17 protein-coding genes are annotated in these 19,249 nt (G+C 41.5%); 7 read left to right on the top strand and 10 right to left on the bottom strand.

Annotated elements, in window-relative coordinates; genetic code table 11:
• Window positions 1–55 precede the first annotated feature (55 nt).
• On the top strand, window positions 56–973 hold the full coding sequence (locus ACZ5B7_RS01130; protein ID WP_464492301.1) for a nuclease-related domain-containing protein: 918 nt from the start codon (window positions 56–58) through the stop codon (window positions 971–973).
• 641 nt (window positions 974–1,614) lie between these two features.
• Here the strand turns inward: ACZ5B7_RS01130 and ACZ5B7_RS01125 are convergent.
• The 8 genes from ACZ5B7_RS01125 to ACZ5B7_RS01090 form a co-directional block, all read right to left on the bottom strand.
• A complete protein-coding gene (locus tag ACZ5B7_RS01125) occupies window positions 1,615–2,805 on the bottom strand; it encodes a M14 family metallopeptidase (protein WP_464492300.1) in 1,191 nt (396 codons plus the stop codon).
• Between the two features lie 76 nt (window positions 2,806–2,881).
• Window positions 2,882–3,793: a class I SAM-dependent methyltransferase gene (locus tag ACZ5B7_RS01120; protein ID WP_464492299.1), complete on the bottom strand. Its 912-nt coding sequence runs from the start codon at window positions 3,791–3,793 to the stop codon at window positions 2,882–2,884.
• 141 nt (window positions 3,794–3,934) lie between these two features.
• The gene (locus ACZ5B7_RS01115; protein WP_464492298.1) at window positions 3,935–5,332 is read right to left on the bottom strand and encodes an FAD-binding oxidoreductase; all 1,398 of its coding nucleotides are present in this window, start codon (window positions 5,330–5,332) and stop codon (window positions 3,935–3,937) included.
• Between the two features lie 110 nt (window positions 5,333–5,442).
• Complete coding sequence (locus ACZ5B7_RS01110; protein ID WP_464492297.1) at window positions 5,443–6,822, bottom strand: dihydrolipoamide acetyltransferase family protein; 1,380 nt, start codon at window positions 6,820–6,822, stop codon at window positions 5,443–5,445.
• A 29-nt stretch (window positions 6,823–6,851) separates the two neighbouring features.
• On the bottom strand, window positions 6,852–7,832 hold the full coding sequence (locus ACZ5B7_RS01105; RefSeq protein ID WP_464492296.1) for an alpha-ketoacid dehydrogenase subunit beta: 981 nt from the start codon (window positions 7,830–7,832) through the stop codon (window positions 6,852–6,854).
• Window positions 7,832–8,896, bottom strand: a complete 1,065-nt coding sequence (pdhA, locus tag ACZ5B7_RS01100) for a pyruvate dehydrogenase (acetyl-transferring) E1 component subunit alpha (protein WP_464492295.1) — start codon at window positions 8,894–8,896, stop codon at window positions 7,832–7,834. The genes ACZ5B7_RS01105 and pdhA overlap by 1 nt, the downstream gene beginning before the upstream one ends.
• A 169-nt stretch (window positions 8,897–9,065) precedes the next feature.
• Window positions 9,066–9,623 carry a DJ-1/PfpI family protein gene (locus tag ACZ5B7_RS01095; protein ID WP_213148163.1) on the bottom strand — a complete coding sequence of 186 codons (558 nt, stop codon included), beginning with the start codon at window positions 9,621–9,623 and terminating at the stop codon, window positions 9,066–9,068.
• 133 nt (window positions 9,624–9,756) lie between these two features.
• On the bottom strand, window positions 9,757–10,359 hold the full coding sequence (locus ACZ5B7_RS01090) for a DedA family protein (protein WP_241114080.1): 603 nt from the start codon (window positions 10,357–10,359) through the stop codon (window positions 9,757–9,759).
• Window positions 10,360–10,531: 172 nt separating this feature from the next.
• Between ACZ5B7_RS01090 and ACZ5B7_RS01085 the strand changes: the two genes are divergently transcribed.
• The 5 genes from ACZ5B7_RS01085 (at window position 10,532) to ACZ5B7_RS01065 (ending at window position 16,807) form a co-directional block, all read left to right on the top strand.
• The gene (locus ACZ5B7_RS01085; RefSeq protein WP_464492294.1) at window positions 10,532–11,368 is read left to right on the top strand and encodes an alpha/beta hydrolase; all 837 of its coding nucleotides are present in this window, start codon (window positions 10,532–10,534) and stop codon (window positions 11,366–11,368) included.
• Window positions 11,369–11,552: 184 nt separating this feature from the next.
• Window positions 11,553–12,272 carry a response regulator transcription factor gene (locus tag ACZ5B7_RS01080; protein WP_213148165.1) on the top strand — a complete coding sequence of 240 codons (720 nt, stop codon included), beginning with the start codon at window positions 11,553–11,555 and terminating at the stop codon, window positions 12,270–12,272.
• A complete protein-coding gene (gene pnpS / locus ACZ5B7_RS01075) occupies window positions 12,269–13,678 on the top strand; it encodes a two-component system histidine kinase PnpS (protein ID WP_464492293.1) in 1,410 nt (469 codons plus the stop codon). The genes ACZ5B7_RS01080 and pnpS overlap by 4 nt, the downstream gene beginning before the upstream one ends.
• 186 nt (window positions 13,679–13,864) lie before the next feature.
• Entirely contained in the window at window positions 13,865–15,769 is a 1,905-nt protein-coding gene (locus ACZ5B7_RS01070) for a PhoX family protein (RefSeq protein WP_464492292.1), read from the top strand.
• 126 nt (window positions 15,770–15,895) lie between these two features.
• The gene (locus ACZ5B7_RS01065; RefSeq protein ID WP_464492291.1) at window positions 15,896–16,807 is read left to right on the top strand and encodes an EAL domain-containing protein; all 912 of its coding nucleotides are present in this window, start codon (window positions 15,896–15,898) and stop codon (window positions 16,805–16,807) included.
• Between the two features lie 97 nt (window positions 16,808–16,904).
• On the opposite strand, the gene ACZ5B7_RS01060 is transcribed toward ACZ5B7_RS01065, so the two are convergent.
• Window positions 16,905–17,834, bottom strand: coding sequence for a phosphate ABC transporter substrate-binding protein (locus ACZ5B7_RS01060; RefSeq protein WP_464492290.1), 930 nt, complete (start codon window positions 17,832–17,834; stop codon window positions 16,905–16,907).
• Between the two features lie 533 nt (window positions 17,835–18,367).
• On the opposite strand from ACZ5B7_RS01060, the gene ACZ5B7_RS01055 reads away from it, so the two are divergent.
• The gene (locus ACZ5B7_RS01055) at window positions 18,368–18,550 is read left to right on the top strand and encodes a hypothetical protein (protein WP_213120976.1); all 183 of its coding nucleotides are present in this window, start codon (window positions 18,368–18,370) and stop codon (window positions 18,548–18,550) included.
• A gap of 26 nt (window positions 18,551–18,576) precedes the next feature.
• Here ACZ5B7_RS01055 and phoU read toward each other — a convergent pair whose 3' ends face one another.
• Window positions 18,577–19,236, bottom strand: coding sequence for a phosphate signaling complex protein PhoU (gene phoU, locus ACZ5B7_RS01050; protein ID WP_464492289.1), 660 nt, complete (start codon window positions 19,234–19,236; stop codon window positions 18,577–18,579).
• Between the last annotated feature and the right edge of the window lie 13 nt (window positions 19,237–19,249).

Genomic DNA, 19,249 nt, shown 5'->3' with positions numbered 1-19,249 from the left:
GATTCCGTTTAAAATGGACTTGGAGTTTATTTTCTTGAGAAGGATGTGATCGGATGTGAATGTAAAACCGCTCGCTGAATCGAAGAGATTTAAAATTTACCGTTCACTAAACACGAGGATGGAGTTGCTGCCAGATGATAGGTGGAGTTACCAAAAATTAAAAAGCGGCTTCGAAGGTGAGATGTTTTTTAAGTCATTAACGGATAATCTTCAATGCGACTGTTATGTGTTAAACGATTTACTATTTGAATTAAATGGCAATACGTTCCAAATCGATTCATTGATTATTTTTCAAGATATTATCTCTTTGAATGAAGTTAAAAATTTTAGAGGGGATTATTTTTATGAAGGTGGTAAGTTCTATGATTCTAATAGAAAAGAACGAAAAGACCCCTTAGTCCAATTGGAAAATTGCGAGTCTATGTTTCGCCAATTACTGCAAAAACTTGGCTTTAAATTCATTGTTGTAGGAAAAGTTGTCCACGTGAACCCCGAATTTACCCTTTACCAAGTTCCTCTAAAGGTCCCGATCATTTTTCCAACTCAACTTAATACTTATATGCGGAAATTAGAGGCTGCTCCTGCGGCGCTTAATAGCAAACATCGGAAACTCGTAGAAAAATTATTAGCTCTTCATCTGGCGGAGAACCCGTATACCAAATTGCCTGCCTATGAGTATGGCAAAATTCGGAAAGGCCTTACTTGCGCGAAGTGCTTATCTTTCGAGGTTTCAGTTGTGGGTCAGCGGTGTGTTTGCGGTGATTGTGGGCATGAGGAAAAAGTTGAGTCGGCGGTGCTGCGGCATGTGGAGGAGCTGCGGCTGTTGTTTCCGGATTTAAAGATTACTACTAATTTGGTTTATGAGTGGTGTGGGGGGATAGTGGATAGAAAAAGAGTACGCAGAATTCTGTGTAAGCATTTTGATATAGTCGGGGACCGAAGATGGGTCTATTTTGTGCAGAAACAACAATAGAAACGATATTTTTGCTTTTTTGAAAAGGTAGTTTAATAATGCACGATCCCCTTTTTTGGGGATTTTGTTTTTTAAGGGCATTTTAATAGACATTTTCACTCTTCCACTCGACCGTTTTGTCCTTTAGACGCCTTTTATTGGACTGTTCCTCTCTTCCTCTCGGCCGGTTTGTCCTTTAGGCGCCTTCTATTGGACTGTTCCTCTTTTCCTCTCGGCCGGTTTGTCCTTTAGACGCCTCCTATTGGACTGTTCCTCTCTTCTTCTCGACCGATTTGTCCTTTAGACGCCTTCTATTGGACTGTTCCTCTCTTCCTCTCGGCCGGTTTGTCCTTTAGACGCCTCCTATTGGACTGTTCCTCTCTTCCTCTCGGCCGATTTGTCCTTTAGACGCCTCCTATTGGACTGTTCCTCTCTTCCTCTCGGCCGATTTGTCCTTTAGTGGCCTTCTATTGGACTGTTCCTCTCTTCCACTCAACCGATTTGTCCTTTAGACGCCTTCTATTGGACTGTTCCTCTCTTCCTCTCGCCGGTTTGTCCTTTAGAAGGTCACTTCCCCTTTTGCCTTGGATGGTTTTGATTTTCATAGACCTAAAAACAAAAAAACTGGCAGCCACTCCCCACAAGTAGCTGCCCTAAAAAATTCAAAGATACAACCCCGCCAAAAAGATCCCCAAAGCCTTCTCATAAATTTCATCAAACTGCGAAAGGGGCAGTGGATTCACCCCGTGGCCAAGTTCGACCGTGAAGCCTGGCCGCTGCCAATCCTGAATGAACCAGTCTTTGTAGCCAGCATAGCTCTCGAGGGTTTTAACAGGTTTATACCCGCTTACCCTGCTTAACTCATTGACCATCCCCTCGGATACCGGCGGTTCCATGTTCTCAAAGCCCCAATAGATTTCCTCGCCCTGGGTATGGAAGGCAAAGACTCTGGCATAATCGCGGTTCCGGGTTAAGTCTGCCATTGCGATAGCTTCCGGTTCTGACAACGGCTTCTCGCCGCCATAATCGCGCGGGCCCGGCTCTTTTGGATTCCGTGCCCGTTCCAGCTCCCAGCGTGCCGGGAACTGATCATTCAAATCGACACCCCGGATATTCGCTTTCCAGCCGGAAAAATCCGTGCTTCCTTTGTTGAATTCGACGACTCTATTTTTCCACTCAGGATTTTCAGGTGGTCCATGCAAAACGAGATTAACCCCATCCGGATTGACCATAGGCACCACCGATAAAGCGGTTTGCTGATACAATCTGGACATCTCAAGGCCGCGGATCGGATTTTGATTAGTCAGCGACAACAGGTAATCGTTTAGAAATGTCATTAACACGGCTGTCGTGATCCACTCATTGGCATGAAAGGATGCGTTATAATGAATTCTCTTTGATCCCTTGCCTATCCGCAGTTCAGATAACTCGTTGCTGAGAACCGATTTCCCGATTGTGTTTAGCTCCATAAATGGATACACACTCTGCAGCCGTCCTATATCCTTCGTCAACAGGATGAAATCGTAATTCTGCTTTCCTTGGACCAATCTCCAGGTAATCCTGAGCGGTACTTTTATCATTTGCCCAATCTGAAGCTGGTTCGGGTTAATATGTTGATTAACGAGTAATAATGCATCCACACCCAGATTCCGATGGCGGGCAATCGCCCATAAGGAATCACCCTGCTGAACCTGGTAGTCCTGTGCAACAAAGCCAGGAATTCTAATTCGCTGTCCGACGGAAATTTTATCGGGGTCAATGTCCCGATTTGAATCCAAGATAAGCTGTAAATCTAGATGAAACAATTGGCTGTAGTACCATAAAGAGTCCCCACGCCTAACGATAATATCCATGCATGCCTCCTACAGCTAAAAATTGGTATCAATAAAAATGTATGCAGGCATTCCTGAAATATTAATTTGCCTCCAGTTATTTATGCACAGCCAGATGCGCAAAGTGAAAATGGTCAAAGGCGTGGAGACTATCTTCCCTGTTGGAAAAATATAAATCTTCGATATTAGCGGGAGCCAGGTTTTCATACACGAGCATATTACAATTCTGCAGTTCGAGGTCCAGTTCCAACGGGTCAAAGCCTGTTTTCATTGGTTCTCCCGTTTGAGCAGTAATTTGCCGCATCTGAATCAGTCTTTTGGAGGCAAACTGGTCATCAAACGCAGCAGCATCTAGGTAATCGAATACGAAAGAAGTTCCCTTTACAGACATTCCTGAAATGGTCGACAAAAGTTGAAAAAAGTCTTTTTTCTCGAGGTACATCACCACACCAAGCAAACTAAAAAAGCTTAATTTTTGCGGATCATAGCCGTGTTTTTTGAGTTCGTTTTGAAGTGAATTGTGTTTAAAATCTACGGGGACAAATTTTACGTTGGCTGGCAAGTCAATGTCTAGTTCTTGAAGCCGATTTTGTTTAAAGGCTTGGGTTGCGGGATGGTCGACTTCATAGATGGTGAAATCTTCGGGTAAATCCAACTGCCTTAATGAAAAGGTATCAAATCCTGCACCTAAAATCACATATTGCCGAACACCGCGTTCAATCGCTGCCATTAGCGCATCCTCTGCATATCTTGCCCTGCTGACCAATTGCGGAACCGTCTGATTATTCATGACCCAGGCTAATTTTTCCTCAAAGGCAGTCAATTTTGTACCTGGATCAAAGAAGGCAATGGCGTTGGCCCAATTGGCGCCAATCAATTGCTTTTCCTCCTCAAGCAAAAGGGCATTGGCCATATTGTCTTGAAAAATTGGCTGGCTTGATGCAGCTGCATGATAGCCTCTGGCAAAGCAGCTTACTAACGCGGTCAAACTTTCCTTTGTTTTTTCCAAATTAATTCCCCCTTCTTTTAAAAAAGAAAAAACCCCCAGCAAAAAAATTCGCTAGGAGTTAATAGTAAGTCATCCATCAATACGTGTCAATTACGCAATATTCCATTATAACATAAAAATTTTTATTTGTCAATACATATTTTACTTAAGTTCAAATGAAGCTGACAAAGGAACATTGTCGAATATCTTCCCTGGATTTAAGATATTGTTAGAGTCAACCATTGTTTTTATTCCCTTCATAATGGAAAGAGTGTCCCCATGTTCCTCTTGAAGGAATTTCTTCTTGCCAAGGCCAATCCCGTGCTCACCTGTACAGGTTCCCCCTTTGGACAGGGCATACTGAACGATTTGCGTATGAACCTCCTCGACCTGCTTCATGTGCTCTTCATCCTGCGTGTCCACCGAAAAAACGGCATGGTAATTCCCATCGCCAACATGGCCGAAAATGACAGCATCAATTCCATACTGGTCAACAATTTTTCTAGTATATTGTAAGGCATCGGAAAGCTCCGATAACGGTACGCATACATCCGTTACCATATGCCCCTTACCTGGATTCGCGGCGATGATGGCCAGAGCAGCCTGGTGGCGCGCCTCCCAGAGCTGTGCTCTTTTAATGGAATCATTTTCGAATTCAAAGGTGACACATTGCTCATCCTTGATAATTTCTTGGACGATTTCGAGGCTGTTGGTGACTTCCGGTTCACTGCCGCTAAATTCCATAAACAGCGTCGGTTCCTCCCGATATGATGTGTTTTTAAAGGCATTAACGGCTTGGATTGTTTTTTGATCAACGAGTTCAATCTTCCCAATCGGCAGGCCGGCTTTTAGAAGTACAGTGGCCGCTATTCCCGCTGCTTCAATCGATGGGAATGTTGCTTTGATATCAATGGTGGTCTCAGGGATGCCTTGCAGCTTCAGGATAATCTCTGTAAATACTCCCAGTGTTCCTTCCGAGCCGACAAATAAACCGGTTAAGTTGTATCCTGCTGATGATTTATACGAATATCCTCCAGTGCGAATGGAGGAACCGTCTGCCAGGACTAGCTCCAGTCCGAGAACCTGGTCCCGCATGACTCCATACTTAACTGTATTCGTCCCACTCGCGTTGGTAGCCGTCATGCCGCCTATCGTCGCATCTGCCCCCGGATCGACCGGAAAGAAGAGTCCATACTTTTTCAACGCTTGGTTTAGCTGATTTCTCGTAACCCCCGGCTGAACCGTGACAATAAAATCATCAGGGCGAACGGAGATAATTTCATTCATCAACGTAAAATCAAGACTAATGCCGCCGTTTAAAGGGATGATATGCCCCTCAAGGCTCGATCCCGCCCCAAACGGAACAACCGCAACCTTATTTTCATTTGCAAACCGCATGATACGGCTGACCTCTTCCTTAGAAACCGGGAAAACCACCACATCAGGCATCCGCGGCGAGTGATACGAAATCCCCTTGCTATGCTGCTCCAACACCGCCCCATTCACACTAACCCGCTCAGCATCCCCAACAATCCTTAACAACTCATCATACAGCCACACAACCTAGCCCCCCTCACAAACTCATAAATTCACAAATTCACAAACTATCACCCACGGCGGACAAATGTCCGCGCGCGGTGCCTGACTCCATATTAATTCACCCAATCAAATTATCGCCCTTCCAGGATGAATAGTTCCGGGTTTCCGATTAGGGTGCCGATTTCTTCCATGAAGGCGTTGGCAGGGCCCCCGTCGATGACGCGGTGGTCGAAGGTGATGGACATCCCCATGACTTGACCGATGACGATTTGGTCGTCCAGGACGATTGGTTTTTTCTTGATGCTGTGGACACCCAATATGGCGACTTCTGGATAGTTGATGATTGGAGTGGCAAACCAGCCGCCATTTCCGCCTGTACTCGAAATGGTAAATGTACTGCCCGAAAGCTCATGCGGTTTTAATTTTCTTTCTCTCGCCCGCTTTGATAGGTCTTGAAGCTCCGCTGCTATTTCCAAAATCGTCTTTTGGCCAGCATGTTTGATGACCGGGACGAGCAAGCCGTCATCCGTGGCCACGGCAACCCCAATATGAATGTTTTTCTTATAGATAATTTCCAGCTTCTCATCGTCTACCGTTGCGTTAAAGATAGGATACCGGCTTAGTGCCTTGGCTGCGGCCTTCACGAAAAACGGAAGATATGTAAGCTTGACTCCGGCCCTTTCAGCATGCGGCTCCAGCTGTTTCTTTAATTCAACAAGCTTAGTGACAACGACCTCGTCCATCCCGCTGCAGTGGATGGCTGTGGATTTTGATAGTTTCATGTTTTGATAGATTTTTTTCCTTAAGCCCCGGATCGGCTGCCTTACTTCTTCTTCAGGCCCAACTGCTGTTTCACGTTCTGATAGAGATTCCATAGGCTGGGCGGATACCGCTGGAGCATCCTGCAATTCGAAAGTCGCAACAGCCGCCGCTGCCTCCTTCTCTGCAAGCGTCTTGAAGTTCCTGACGTCCTCTTCCGTCACCTTTCCGCCTTTTCCTGTTGGCACAACCTCGGTAATATCGATACCAAGTTCCCTTGACAGCTTTCTGACAGACGGTGCCGCAATGACGCGTTTTTTTGGTAAAATACCTACTGAATTTTGCTGTAAATTATGTTGAGTAAATGAATTGGTTTGTGTGGAGACTTGTTTCGTGTGTTCAAATTGTGTGGATTCTCGTTGTAATGTATTGATCCCGTTTGAGCCTTGTTGGATGGATTCATGTTGTCCTGACGTTTTACTAGCTGAGACCAGCACTCCCGCTCCAGCCTTTACGTCCTCAAGAACTGTGAATAAAACTTCGCCGACCTTAACAACCTCGCCGACTTCCGCGCCGAAGGATTGTACTACTCCCCCGACTGGTGACGAAATTTCCACCACAGCCTTATCGGTTTGCACCTCTACGATGTTTTCATTTTCCCTTACATAGTCACCGGCTGCCTTAAACCATGTCAAAATCTCTGCTTCGTGTAAGCCTTCGCCAATATCAGGAAGACGGAATTCATAAGCCATATTTTTATGCCACTCCCATTTTTGAAAAATTAATGTGCTAATACCTCTCTAATCCCTTGGCTGATTCTGTCTGCATTTGGAAGCCAGTCTTCTTCCACTGATGGCACCGGATATGGCGTGTCAAAGCTTGTAACCCGCACAATTGGCGCCGACAGATGGAACAACGCCTTTTCGTTAATCATTGCGGAAATTTCAGCACCCGGTCCTCCGGTTTTCACCGCCTCATGAACAATCATGGCCCGTCCTGTTTTTTGCACGGAAGCAATGATGGTATCCTCGTCTATCGGCGACACCGTCCGCAGGTCAATAATCTCAATCGAAACAGGCTGCTCCTGCTCCCACTGTTCAACTACCTTGCTTACGAGCGGCACCGTCTGTCCCCACGTAATTACCGTTAGGTCTTCGCCATCTTTTACAACCTTGGCTTTGCCAATCTCAATGATGTAATCATCTTCCGGCACTTCCTGCTTGAAAGCACGGTATAACTTCATCGGCTCCAAAAATAAAACAGGGTCATTATCGCGGATAGCCGCTGTTAACAGCCCCTTGGCATCATAAGGGGAACTTGGCATTACCACTTTCAGCCCCGGTGAATGCAAAAATAAACCTTCTAAACTATCAGAATGCAGCTCCGGAGTCTTGACTCCCCCGCCATACGGTGCACGGACAACCATTGGCGCACCCAGCACCCCGCCAGACCGGAAGCGAAGTCTCGCTGCCTGTGCTGCCATTTGGTCCATCGCTTCATAAATAAACCCGAAGAATTGGATCTCCGCCACCGGGCGCAAGCCCCTTGCTGCCATGCCGACTGCCGTGCCGACGATTGCCGATTCCGCAATTGGCGTATCTACTACCCGATCTTCTCCAAAAATAGCCTGCAGACCGTCAGTTGCCCGGAACACACCGCCGTTTTTTCCAATATCCTCTCCCAAGCAAATGACTCTCGGGTCTCTCTCCATTTCCTTCTTTAAGGTAAAATTAATTGCCTCTATCATTGTCATCGCGGTCATTATTTCAAAACCCCCTCTGATGAAACAGATTGCTGCTGCTCAGTAAGCTGGCTGGTCTTTTTCTCATAAACAATTTCAAATATATCTTCCACTTTGCTTTTCGGAGTATTTGTAGCCATTTCAAAGGCCTCTGTGACCTTTTGCTCTGCTAGCGCAAATTCTCTCTGTTCCAGTTCTTCGTTCCAGATTCCTTTATCTAGCAAAAACGCCTTTATCCGCTTGAGCGGATCCTTGGCGAGCCACTCATCTACATCACATTTATCCCGGTATTTCGTCGGATCGTCCGCTGTTGTATGTGGGCCCTGTCTGTATGTAACAGCTTCAATTAAAACAGGCTGTCCACTTCGTGCCCTTTCTAACGCCTGCTTCATAGTCGTATAAACCGCCAGGACATCGTTGCCATCTACCTGGATTCCGGTGATTCCATAGGCAACCGCCTTTTGGGCAATCGTTCCGCTCGCCGTTTGTTTTGATCTTGGAACACTGATGGCCCACTGGTTATTCTGAACGAAAAAGACCATCGGAAGCTTGTAAACACCGGCAAAGTTGAGGGCCTCGTGGAAATCACCTTCGGAGGTGCCGCCGTCACCGATGTAGGTCACACTGACACTGTTTTCACCTTGGTATTTACCTGCCCAGGCCCCGCCTACAGCATGAAGGCACTGCGCACCGATGATAATTTGTACTGGAAAAACATTGGCCCCTTCGGCATCCGTTCCCTTTAAATGCCCCATCGTATAAAGGAAAAAGTTTTTCATTGGGAATCCGTGAACAAAAAGGGCCGCCCCTTCCCGATAGCTTGGATAAATCCAATCCTGCTTTTCTAGTGCGAAAGCGCTGCCAACTTGCGCCGCTTCCTGCCCGCTTAACGGTGCATATGTACCAATTCTCCCCTGCCTCTGAAACTTTAAGGCTCTTTGGTCAAATACTCTTGCTTGCACCATCCATTTGTACATCGAAATTAACTCGTCATCACTTACCTCAGGCGCCCCGATTGTCAGCTTTCCGTTTTCATCTAAATACTGAACCCTGTTAACTGGCAATTCATTTGGTTCAATCCACATATAAGTACCTCCTTTTAAAAATCTCCCTAATTCCACCTGCTGGCATTTGTCCATGCTTGCGACTAGCATATATGCCCTCTATGTTTTTGTCAATACAGTTGTTCGAAGGTTCAGAAAATACACTTATTTTTAAAAAAGCAGGAGCATTGCTGCGCTCCTGCCTAAATTGTTATTTATTTTGGTTTAATTGATTAATAAATTCCCTCATAAAGCCAGGCAGGTCTGGCCAGGCATGGCCGGAAACGAGATTTCCTTGAACATGGAGATGGTTTTCAATATAAGTCGCTCCTGCCGCTTCCACATCTGGTTTGCAGGCAATATAGGCAGTTAACTCGCGTCCTTCCATATACTTGCGTACAGTTGTTAGCACGAGACTAGCATGGCAAATGGCACCGACTGGTTTGTTTGCCTCAAAGAAATGGGCAACGATTCGCGGCACATTCTCATTTAAGCGGATGTATTCCGGCGCCCTTCCCCCTGGAATAATCAGCCCGTCAAATTCCTCAGGATTTACATCCTCAAAAGCAGTTTGGGCTTCGATTAAGTATCCTTTGCTTTCCGTATAAGTATCCCAGCCGATAAAATCATGAACGACCGTCTGTAGCTTCTTTTTCGAAGGAGCTGCGATTTGCACCTCAAACCCTTCTTCCAAGCAGCGAAAATATGGATAATAGACTTCCAGCGCTTCTACAGCGTCCCCTGCTAAAATCAGTACCTTTTTAGACATTGAAAATTCCTCCTCTCTAAAAATAGGGCCATTGCCCTTTATTTATATATTCTGAATCTCGAATTCTATTTCCTTCCAATTGGATGTTTTTTAACAATTAAAAAGAGCAGGAGTTTAAGCCCCCTGCCCCGCCTTACACCTTTCCGACCATCCCTCTTTTCCGCCAATAAAAATAAAAAACAACGCACAGGATGAGTGCCAACAAAATAATGTAAATACTGTATTTAGATAAATATCTCTCAACCAAGATCCAGTCCTGCCCAAGTTTTTTTCCTAATGTAATGAATGTAAAGGTCCACAATAGTGCACCGCTATAAGCATAAACGGTAAATTTTTTAAATGGATATCTATTTATTGCAGCCACGTAGGCTACCAGGTGGCGGATTCCTGGAATAAAGTAGCCGACCAATAAAAGAGGCGGTCCAAATTTTTCAAAAAGCCTTCTGGTTCGATTGATTTTGGTTTCGGTAATATGTATTTTTGGACCGTACTTCAATAACAGAGGCAACCCGAATTTATATCCAATCAAGTAGCTTAGCGAAATTCCTCCGGCTGCACCGACGAAAGCGCAGACCAATGAGTTAAAGTAAACCATTTTTCCTTCGTAGATGTTATAACCAAGGTAAGTTAAGAGAACCTCATCAGGTATTGGAAGTCCGATGATGCCGCCTATTAATGCGATAATGATGCCAAAATAGCCATAATGCATGAGCAAATGATCAATATGGTGCTCCACTCTAATCCCCGCCTATTTAAAACAATTCAACATTCTTTATATTGATATTAAACCGCACAAATCATGCATTTAGCAAATCCATTTATCCCTCATATAATCTAAACAAACCTTGAATAGTTTTACCAATAATTAGGGTAATCTATTTTTTAAAAAGAAGAAAGAGATGAAGCCAATGCTTTTCAGACTATTTCTATTGTCCGTTACTTTGGTTATAACAATGTCCTTTACTCAATCTATCAATGGGCAAGAATTGAAACATATGAACCTTCATTATGGTGCGGATGTGAAGCAAACATTAGACATTTATACACCAAGTGGTAAAGAGAGCATAAATCACCCGGTTATCATTTATGTCCATGGCGGCGGCTGGATGCGCGGGGATAAATCTAATGTCTCGGATAAGCCCTCTTTTTACACAAACATGGGGTATGTATTCATATCCGTTAATTACCGGCTCCACCCTAATGCAACGTACAATGACATGGCGAATGATATCTCTACCGCGGTGAAATGGGTTTACGACCGTGCTGACCAATATCATATAGATAAACAACGGTTCAATTTGATGGGTCACTCTGCAGGCGGACATTTGGTCATGCTCATCGGTACGGATCATAGCTATTTGCAGCATGCGGGGATACCAGCAAACACAGTACAATCCATAGTGAACCTGGATGGACCAATCGACTTAGTGAAGTTTCTCCCTAAAAATGAGCAATATAAAGAGGTTTTTGGATATGATCGTAACGCATGGATGGAGGCATCCCCTGCTGCTAATGCTGTTAATCAACACTTGCCGCCCATGTTGTTGGTTACCCAAAACAGAAATAGCGTTTTTGATTTTATAGAAAAAACAAAAAACGCCGGCAATTCAGCAGATATATTTGTAACCCATTCATTAACACATCGGGAGATTACCAAGCTGCTTGGTTCAAATAATAACTCGGCTGAAGCGATGAGTTTGACTAAAGCAGTGGAGGATTTTCTGAAGACTAATAACTCAATGTAAGGGCGCTTTTGGATAAAGGGTAAGCTGAGGCTTACTTTTTCTTTGTTGTTATTTACTCGCTTTTAGATATTGAGGTAGAAGAACCGTCCCCACGTCTCAAAGATTTACATTGTCTTTACTTTAGATTTACATTCCCCTAATAAAGGATTAACAATTTGTATGTATTCTTGAATGGGGGTGTATTATGAAAACTAAAGTACTTGTTGTAGATGATGAACAGTCTATTGTGACGCTTCTTCAATATAATTTGGAGCAGGCTGGTTTTGAAGTTATAACAGCGATGGATGGTGAAGAAGGAAAACTGTTAGCGGAACAGGAGTCACCGGATATTATCGTTTTAGATGTAATGCTTCCAAAATTAGATGGAATGGAAGTATGCAAACAGCTTCGTCTGGAAAACATCAAGACTCCTATTATCATGTTGACAGCAAAAGATGATGTATTCGATACCATATTAGGTCTTGAGCTTGGCGCCGATGATTATATGGTAAAGCCATTCAGCCCGCGAGAAGTAATTGCCAGAGTAAAAGCGATCTTAAGAAGAATCCAGGCCCAAGCGGAGCAATCTTCTGAAAAGACTAATGAGGAGCAACAGGAAATAGTAATTGGTAACTTAGTCATCCATCCTGAACGATATGAAGCCTACCTTCAGAAAAGACCGCTATATTTAACATTAAAGGAATTTGAATTGCTTCTATTTCTAGCCCAAAATAAGGGTCGAGTGTTAACACGGGAACAGCTGCTCAGTGCTGTTTGGAATTATGACTTTGTAGGGGATACTAGAATTGTCGATGTAAACATCTCGCATTTAAGAGAAAAAATAGAAGAGGATACAAAGCGGCCAGTTTATATTAAAACGTTACGTGGACTGGGCTATAAACTTGAGGAGCATAAAGACGAATGACCATATTTAGGACAAGGTTAGTAATGGCATTAATCACCCTAATCAGCCTCGTATTAGTGGGTTTAGGAATATTGCTTGGTGAGCTGCTTAAAAGCTTCTATATAGAATCAATGAGCGATGGCCTAAAAATGGAAATCATATGGGGCATTGCCTTATTCCTTGTCATTGCCGTAGTAGTCATCATTTTTCTAGGAATAAGAATTACCTCAAAGTTTACAAAACCAATTGTTGAAGCAACAGATGTAGCTATTGAACTTGCCAAAGGAAATTACCGGGCAAGAACAAACATAGATCGGCTGGACAAAACAGGCATGTTGGGCACATCCCTTAATAGACTTGCCCAAAACCTTCAAGAACTTGTTAAATCCCAAGAAATGCAGCAGGAGCAGCTTAAGGTATTGATTGAAAATATGGGAGCGGGTTTGGTCCTAATTGATAGCAAGGGTTATATTAATTTAATAAATAAAGGATTTATTGATATTTTTCAAGTAAGCCAAGCCGATTATTTAAATAAGCTTTATTACGAAGTCATCGATCAGGAAGAAATTCGTGATTTAGTGACTGAAGTTTTTCGGATAGAACAAAAGGTAAGTAAACAATTACTCATTCCATTATTTATTGAAAGAAGATATTTTGTTGTATACGGCGTGCCGATTATTGGAACAAATCATGTTTGGAAAGGTGTTTTGCTCGTCTTTCACGATATTACAGAAATTAAAAAGCTTGAGCAAATGCGAAAGGATTTTGTCGCAAATGTTTCACATGAATTAAAAACCCCGATTACATCGATTAAAGGTTTTACTGAAACTTTGTTGGATGGTGCTATGAACAATCAAGAGACGTTAGAATCGTTCCTGTCTATTATTTTAAAAGAAAGTGAACGGCTCCAATCACTCATACAAGACCTTTTAGACCTTTCGAAAATAGAGCAGCAAGGCTTCAAGTTAAACATACAGAAAATCGATTTATTTAAATTGCTTGAAGACGTTATTACACTCCTCCAAGGGAAGGCTGAGGAAAAGACCATTAGTCTCGAACTTCTTTGTCCAGAGGAACACGTACAAATACATGGGGATGTAGATCGGCTGAAACAAGTGTTTATCAATTTAATTGGCAATGCCATTACCTATACACCAAGCAATGGGAATGTAGGGGTAATCCTTCTCGAGCATGGTGAAACTGTCCGTGTTCATGTTAAAGATACAGGCATAGGAATTAAAAAAGAAGAGATCCCCCGTATTTTTGAGCGGTTTTACCGCGTCGACCGTGCCAGGAGCAGGAACTCAGGCGGCACAGGTCTTGGCCTGGCCATCGTTAAACATTTAATCGAAGCCCATCATGGTCAAATCAGTGTAATAAGTGCTCCTGGTGAAGGAAGCGAATTTATTATTGAACTTAAAAAATAATTGTTGTTTATTATTGAAGAAACAGTTCACTTTCCTGAACTGTTTTTTTCTTTGGTTCCATTTGAGATAAGGTTTTAACCTAATCTTTTCATTTCCTTAACAAAACTCTAATACGCACTTAACAAGTATTTTGTTTAATTGAATAGGAGAGTTTAATTTTTCTATTATACGAGGAGGGTCATCCTAATGAAAAAGATGTACTTTGGAAAGAAATATCCTACTATAGCTCTTGCTCTTTCATTAACAATTCCTGCCTTAACACCAGCGGCAGCTGCATCCAATAATCAAGTAAAAATTGATTCTGTTAAGTTTAACGGAATGCCAGCACCTACTACTATTGATAAAATGGTAAAAACGTACACCGAAGCAACAGTAGATGTAAAATACAGCAATGGTGAAGTAAAGAACTTCCCGCTTACTTATAAGAAACTATTTAAATCTGAAGATAAAGTGGCTATCAATAAAGGCGAGCTGATTCCTGCTGGTACTCCGATTGATGTAAACGGAAATCCGATCATGGATACTAGTGTAGAAGGGAATCCAACGTACTATGTATCCGATGCTCCTGATTCTAATAGTTTATTAAAGCCAATTGCGGGAAAACAATACATGGTCACCCATTATGAATACCAAACAATTGATGCTGCTGGCAAATCCGCTTATGGAATTGTTCCTGCATCCATGTCCCTGACAACTCTTGACCAAAATAATAAAACCGGTGAACTAACAACGAAAGAGGTAAAGAAGATTGATTTTTCGAGCGTAAATGGCCTTTGGATTCCATGTAATGGATCCCTATCACCTTGGAATACCCATTTAGGTTCTGAAGAATATGAGCCGGATGCCCGCAGTTTTGAATTGGATTCAACATCTTATGCCAGAACTCAGGTAGAAAGCTTTGCAAAGCTTTATTTCGGGGATGCTTCAAAGGCAAATCCATATTTCTATGGATTCATTCCTGAAATTACTGTAAACAAGGATGGTTCTACTTCGGTCGAAAAACATTATAGTGCTGGACGTTTCTCGCACGAAGTAATGAAGATGATGCCGGATAAGCGTACTGCCTTCTTCGGAGATGACGGATCCTATACGACGTTGTTTATGTATGTAGCAGATAAAGCGAAGGATCTTTCTGCTGGAACACTATATGCGGCTAAATTCCATCAAACAGGAACTGAGAATGGCGGTGCTGGAGACTTAGAATGGATTAAACTCGGTCATTCAACTGATAAGGAAGTCAAAGCCATCATCGACAGCGGGGTTAAATTCAGTGATATTTTCGAAACATCCGATGTACCAAAAGAAGGCTTTAAAGCCATTAAGCAATATTCATACGGAAAAACGGAATACTTGAAATTGAAGCCTGGTATGGAAAAGGCTGCTGCGTTCTTAGAGTCCCGCCGTTATGCAGCAATGCTTGGAGCTACAGCTGAATTTAACAAAATGGAAGGCGTAACTCTAAACGAAAAGGACAAGAAAGTATACATTTCGATTTCCGACCAAAGCAAAGGTATGGAGGCAAACTCCGCGGATCCAGTTGATGATATCCATCTTCCAAAAATTAAATCAGGTGTTACGTATCAATTGGATTTAACATCTGGGCAAAAAGACAGTGAAGGGCAAAAAATAAACAGTGAGTATGCAGCGGCTAAAATGTCAGGGCTTATTGCCGGGAAGGACATGCCATCTGCAGATGCATTTGGAAATACAGCAGATGTGAATTCAGTGGCCAATACTGATAATCTAAGCTATTCCGAAGCATTAAGAACATTGTTTATAGGGGAAGACAGCGGAATGCATACTAATAACTTCGTATGGGCCTATAATGTTGATACGAAGGAATTATCAAGAGTTTTATCAGTACCAGCTGGGGCTGAATCAACCGGTTTATTTGCAGCAGATAATCTAAAAGGTCACTCTTATATTATGAGCAATTTCCAACATCCTGGTGATGAATTAGATGCTAAGAATATCACGGCAGTAGATAGGACTGAATTAATAAATGCCATGGAGAAAGAAATTGGTATTAACCGTACCGGTGGAGTTGGGTATATTTCTGGACTGCCTTCACTTGAAAACTTGAAAAAATAAACAGGTAAAGATGCTGATTAAAATCTTACTCCGGTAATCTACTGATTCCCGGAGTTTTTTCAGGTCCATCTAAATGTTAACAATTGTAAATTAAATATAATCTTACTTAAAGCAGGTGCACCCAACATGGATATTCAAGAAGCCAGCCAATTATTTTCGACATTTAAGCGTAGTATCTTTTATTCTTATTTCAAGCACTTAAATAACAGAAGAATGAAGGAGGTTTTGTATTATAAAAGATTGAAGGAATTACAAAAAATAATGAAAAATAATACATTAGATACATTCTTTCAGCCAATTCTTAAGTTACAGTCAGGAGAAACGGTAGGATATGAAGCATTAAATCGCCCTAATGCAACGAACCTATTTCCAAATACAGAAGCGTTTTATGATTTTGTTGGTAAATCTAATCAGGTGTTCCTATTTGAATGTTTTTGCAGAAATATTTCTCTTAAACGGTTTATGAATCGGTTAAAAGGAAGTGTCCGCAATAAGAACTCATTGCTTTTTATTAATATTCACCCCCATGTTTTATTAGATTCCAATTATCATAGCGGCGAAACACTTCAGCTTTTATCCGAGCTTGGAATCGAACCAAACCAAGTTGTTTTTGAATTAACAGAGAGAAGTGCTGTTACAGATTTTGTGCTGTTTGAAAAGGTCCTTTCCAATTATCGTTCCCAAGGATATCGAATTGCCATTGATGATGTGGGTTCCGGGTACAATAGTCTTAAAACATTAATCTATTTAAAGCCTGAGTTTATTAAGCTAGATCGATCATTAATTCAAAACATTGATCAAAATATGGAGCAGCAGCAATTGGTAAAATTAATTATTGAATACGCAAAACAATCTTCTACGGAGATAATTGCAGAAGGAATAGAGAGAACGGAGGAACTGCATTTCATACGTGAACTAGGAGTCCATTACGGTCAAGGCTATGCACTAGGTAAACCACATCAGGAAGTACAGCCTGGGATTCTTCCCAAGTATTCAGTAAATCATCAGAAGGCCATCGTCGAAGGTGAAGCCAGCTAATACATAAAAAAGCATCGTTGGGAAATCCCACGGTGCTTTTAGTTAATTAGATGTTTAAAAAAGGTAAGTGCGTTAGCACTTACCTTTTTTGTGAACATTATAGATTTTTTTGTTTTCCTTCAGCGTCACGTTCTACTTTCATTTTCGTTACAGGAAGGTATCCTTGTTCTTTCAATAAAGTTGTTTGAACATCGTCACTCATTAGGTAGTCAAGGAATGCTTTTGCAATTTCAGTTGGCTCACCTTTAGTATATGAGTGCTGGTATGCCCATACTGGGAATTTACCAGATTGAACGTTTTCTGCAGTTGCTTCAACGCCATCGATTGCAAGTGGAGTTACAGTATCATCAGTGAAGTAAGAGAATGCAAGGTAACCAATAGCACCGTCTGTTTCGCTAATAATCTTTTTAACAGTGTTTGAAGAATCCTCAGTTACGCCTTCAGCAGGTGTTGCACCGTCAAGAGCAAACTTATTGAAAATAGCACGAGTACCTGAAGAGTCAGGACGGTTTACAAGAACGATCTTTTGATCTTTCCCGCCAAGTTCTTTCCAGTTTGTGATTTTACCAGTGAATACTTTGATTAAGTCATCTTTTTTAATATCTTTAATTCCAACTTTAGGGTTAACAGCTGCAGTCATTCCTACAACAGCTACTTTATGGTCTTTAAGTTCGCTTGCTTTATCAGGAATTTTTTCTTCAGCAAAAACGTCTGAGTTACCAATTTGAACAGATCCTTCAGAAACTTGAGATAAGCCTGTACCAGATCCGCCCGCATTTACTTGAATATCAACCTTAGGATTTTCAGCCATAAATTCTTCTGCTGCTGCTGCAACTAAAGGCTGCATTGCAGATGAACCAGAGATAACTAATGAACCTGATAGTTCTTTCTTTTCCTCAGTTTTAGGTGTTTCTTTGCCGGTATTCCCCTCTGTCTTTTCTGTAGAAGCTCCGCCTCCACATGCCGCCATGAATACCATTAATGCAGCAAATAATGTAAGAAGGCTTAGTTTTTTCAAGCTTTTCATCGTATTGGTTCCTCCTCAGGAAGTTTGATTATATTTATTTGCCTTACACATATAAAGATAGTCCAAAAGTATTAACGTGGTTTTAATTGGATGTAAAGGTTATGTAAAGATAAGTTAAATAATGAGAATCATGAATTTACAATACTTCAGGCTGTCGAGAAACTATCGATAGCCTTTTATTTTATCCATTTTCTTTAATGATTCTCCGTGTTAATTTGTTATAGCGTAATTAATAAAAGGCTTTTTCAACAGGCCTGTTAGCAGGGATGATTAATAAAAATTGGATAATTCAGGTTTTGACAAAATAAAAAATTGGCGAGAAAAATACCCTTTCTCGCCAATCTGATGAATTTACTATTCTTTTTTGGATCTAAAAAAAGACGCCAAGTATAACTTTTACTTGAACGTCCTTTTTATATATTTAGAAACTTAAACAAAAACATGAAGATCTTTTACACATCTTTCATACTGACTTAATATACCGATTTTACAATAAGCATGAAAAACAACTTCAACATAAAAGGAGGATATCCATGTTTTTAAGACAGTTTACTAACAATCGCATGATTACTATTGATTATGATACAAATGGAACTTTGAAGATACTGAAAGGTAAAGTTTGCGGTGTTAATTTAAAAGAACAAGTCCTTTTTTTAAAGGATGAAAAGCAAAAGTCCTTTTCAATTAAATTATCAGGTATTAGACATATTCATTAGCTCTATCATCATTCTAACGAACAATCTTAAGCATTTAAATCATAACGTTCCCCAGTCACAAGGTAAATAACATGCTCTCCAATATTAGTTGAGTGATCCGCAATCCTTTCGATATATCTGCATACAAATGCTAACTGATTAATTTGATTAATATGATCTGGATATTTCTGCACATATCCCATAAGCTCTTTTATTAGTTTTCCGTACATATCGTCAACCTTATCGTCTTTCTTAGCACACGTCTTAGCCAGTTCGACATCTTCCGAGAGGAAGGCGTTTAAAGAATCACTTAGCATCTCCAATGCAAGATTCATCATAATTGGGATGTCGACTATTTCTTTAATATGTTTTTCTTTGCCGATATGTACAGTTGATTTTGCAATATTAACAGCATTATCAGCAATACGTTCGACTTCTGATGATATTTTTAGAGCGACAATGATTTTCCGGAGATCCCTTGCTACAGGAGATTCCTTTGCAATTAGGATAATGGCTTTATTATTAATTTCATGTTCCAAATCATCGATGATTGTATCATTTTGAATAATCTCATTTGCTTTATCAATATCTTGATTTATGAGGGCATTAATACTGTCCTTAATGGCATTTTCCGATTTGCGGGCCATTTCCATCAGCATATCTTTTAATTCTTTTAAATGACTATCGAATTTTGACCTTGTATTCACTATTGTCCCCCCT

The sequence above is a fragment of the Neobacillus sp. S1115 genome (assembly GCF_055385565.1).
The sequence above is the reverse complement of the archived record's forward strand: the minus strand, read 5'-3'. Positions and strand labels throughout refer to the sequence as shown.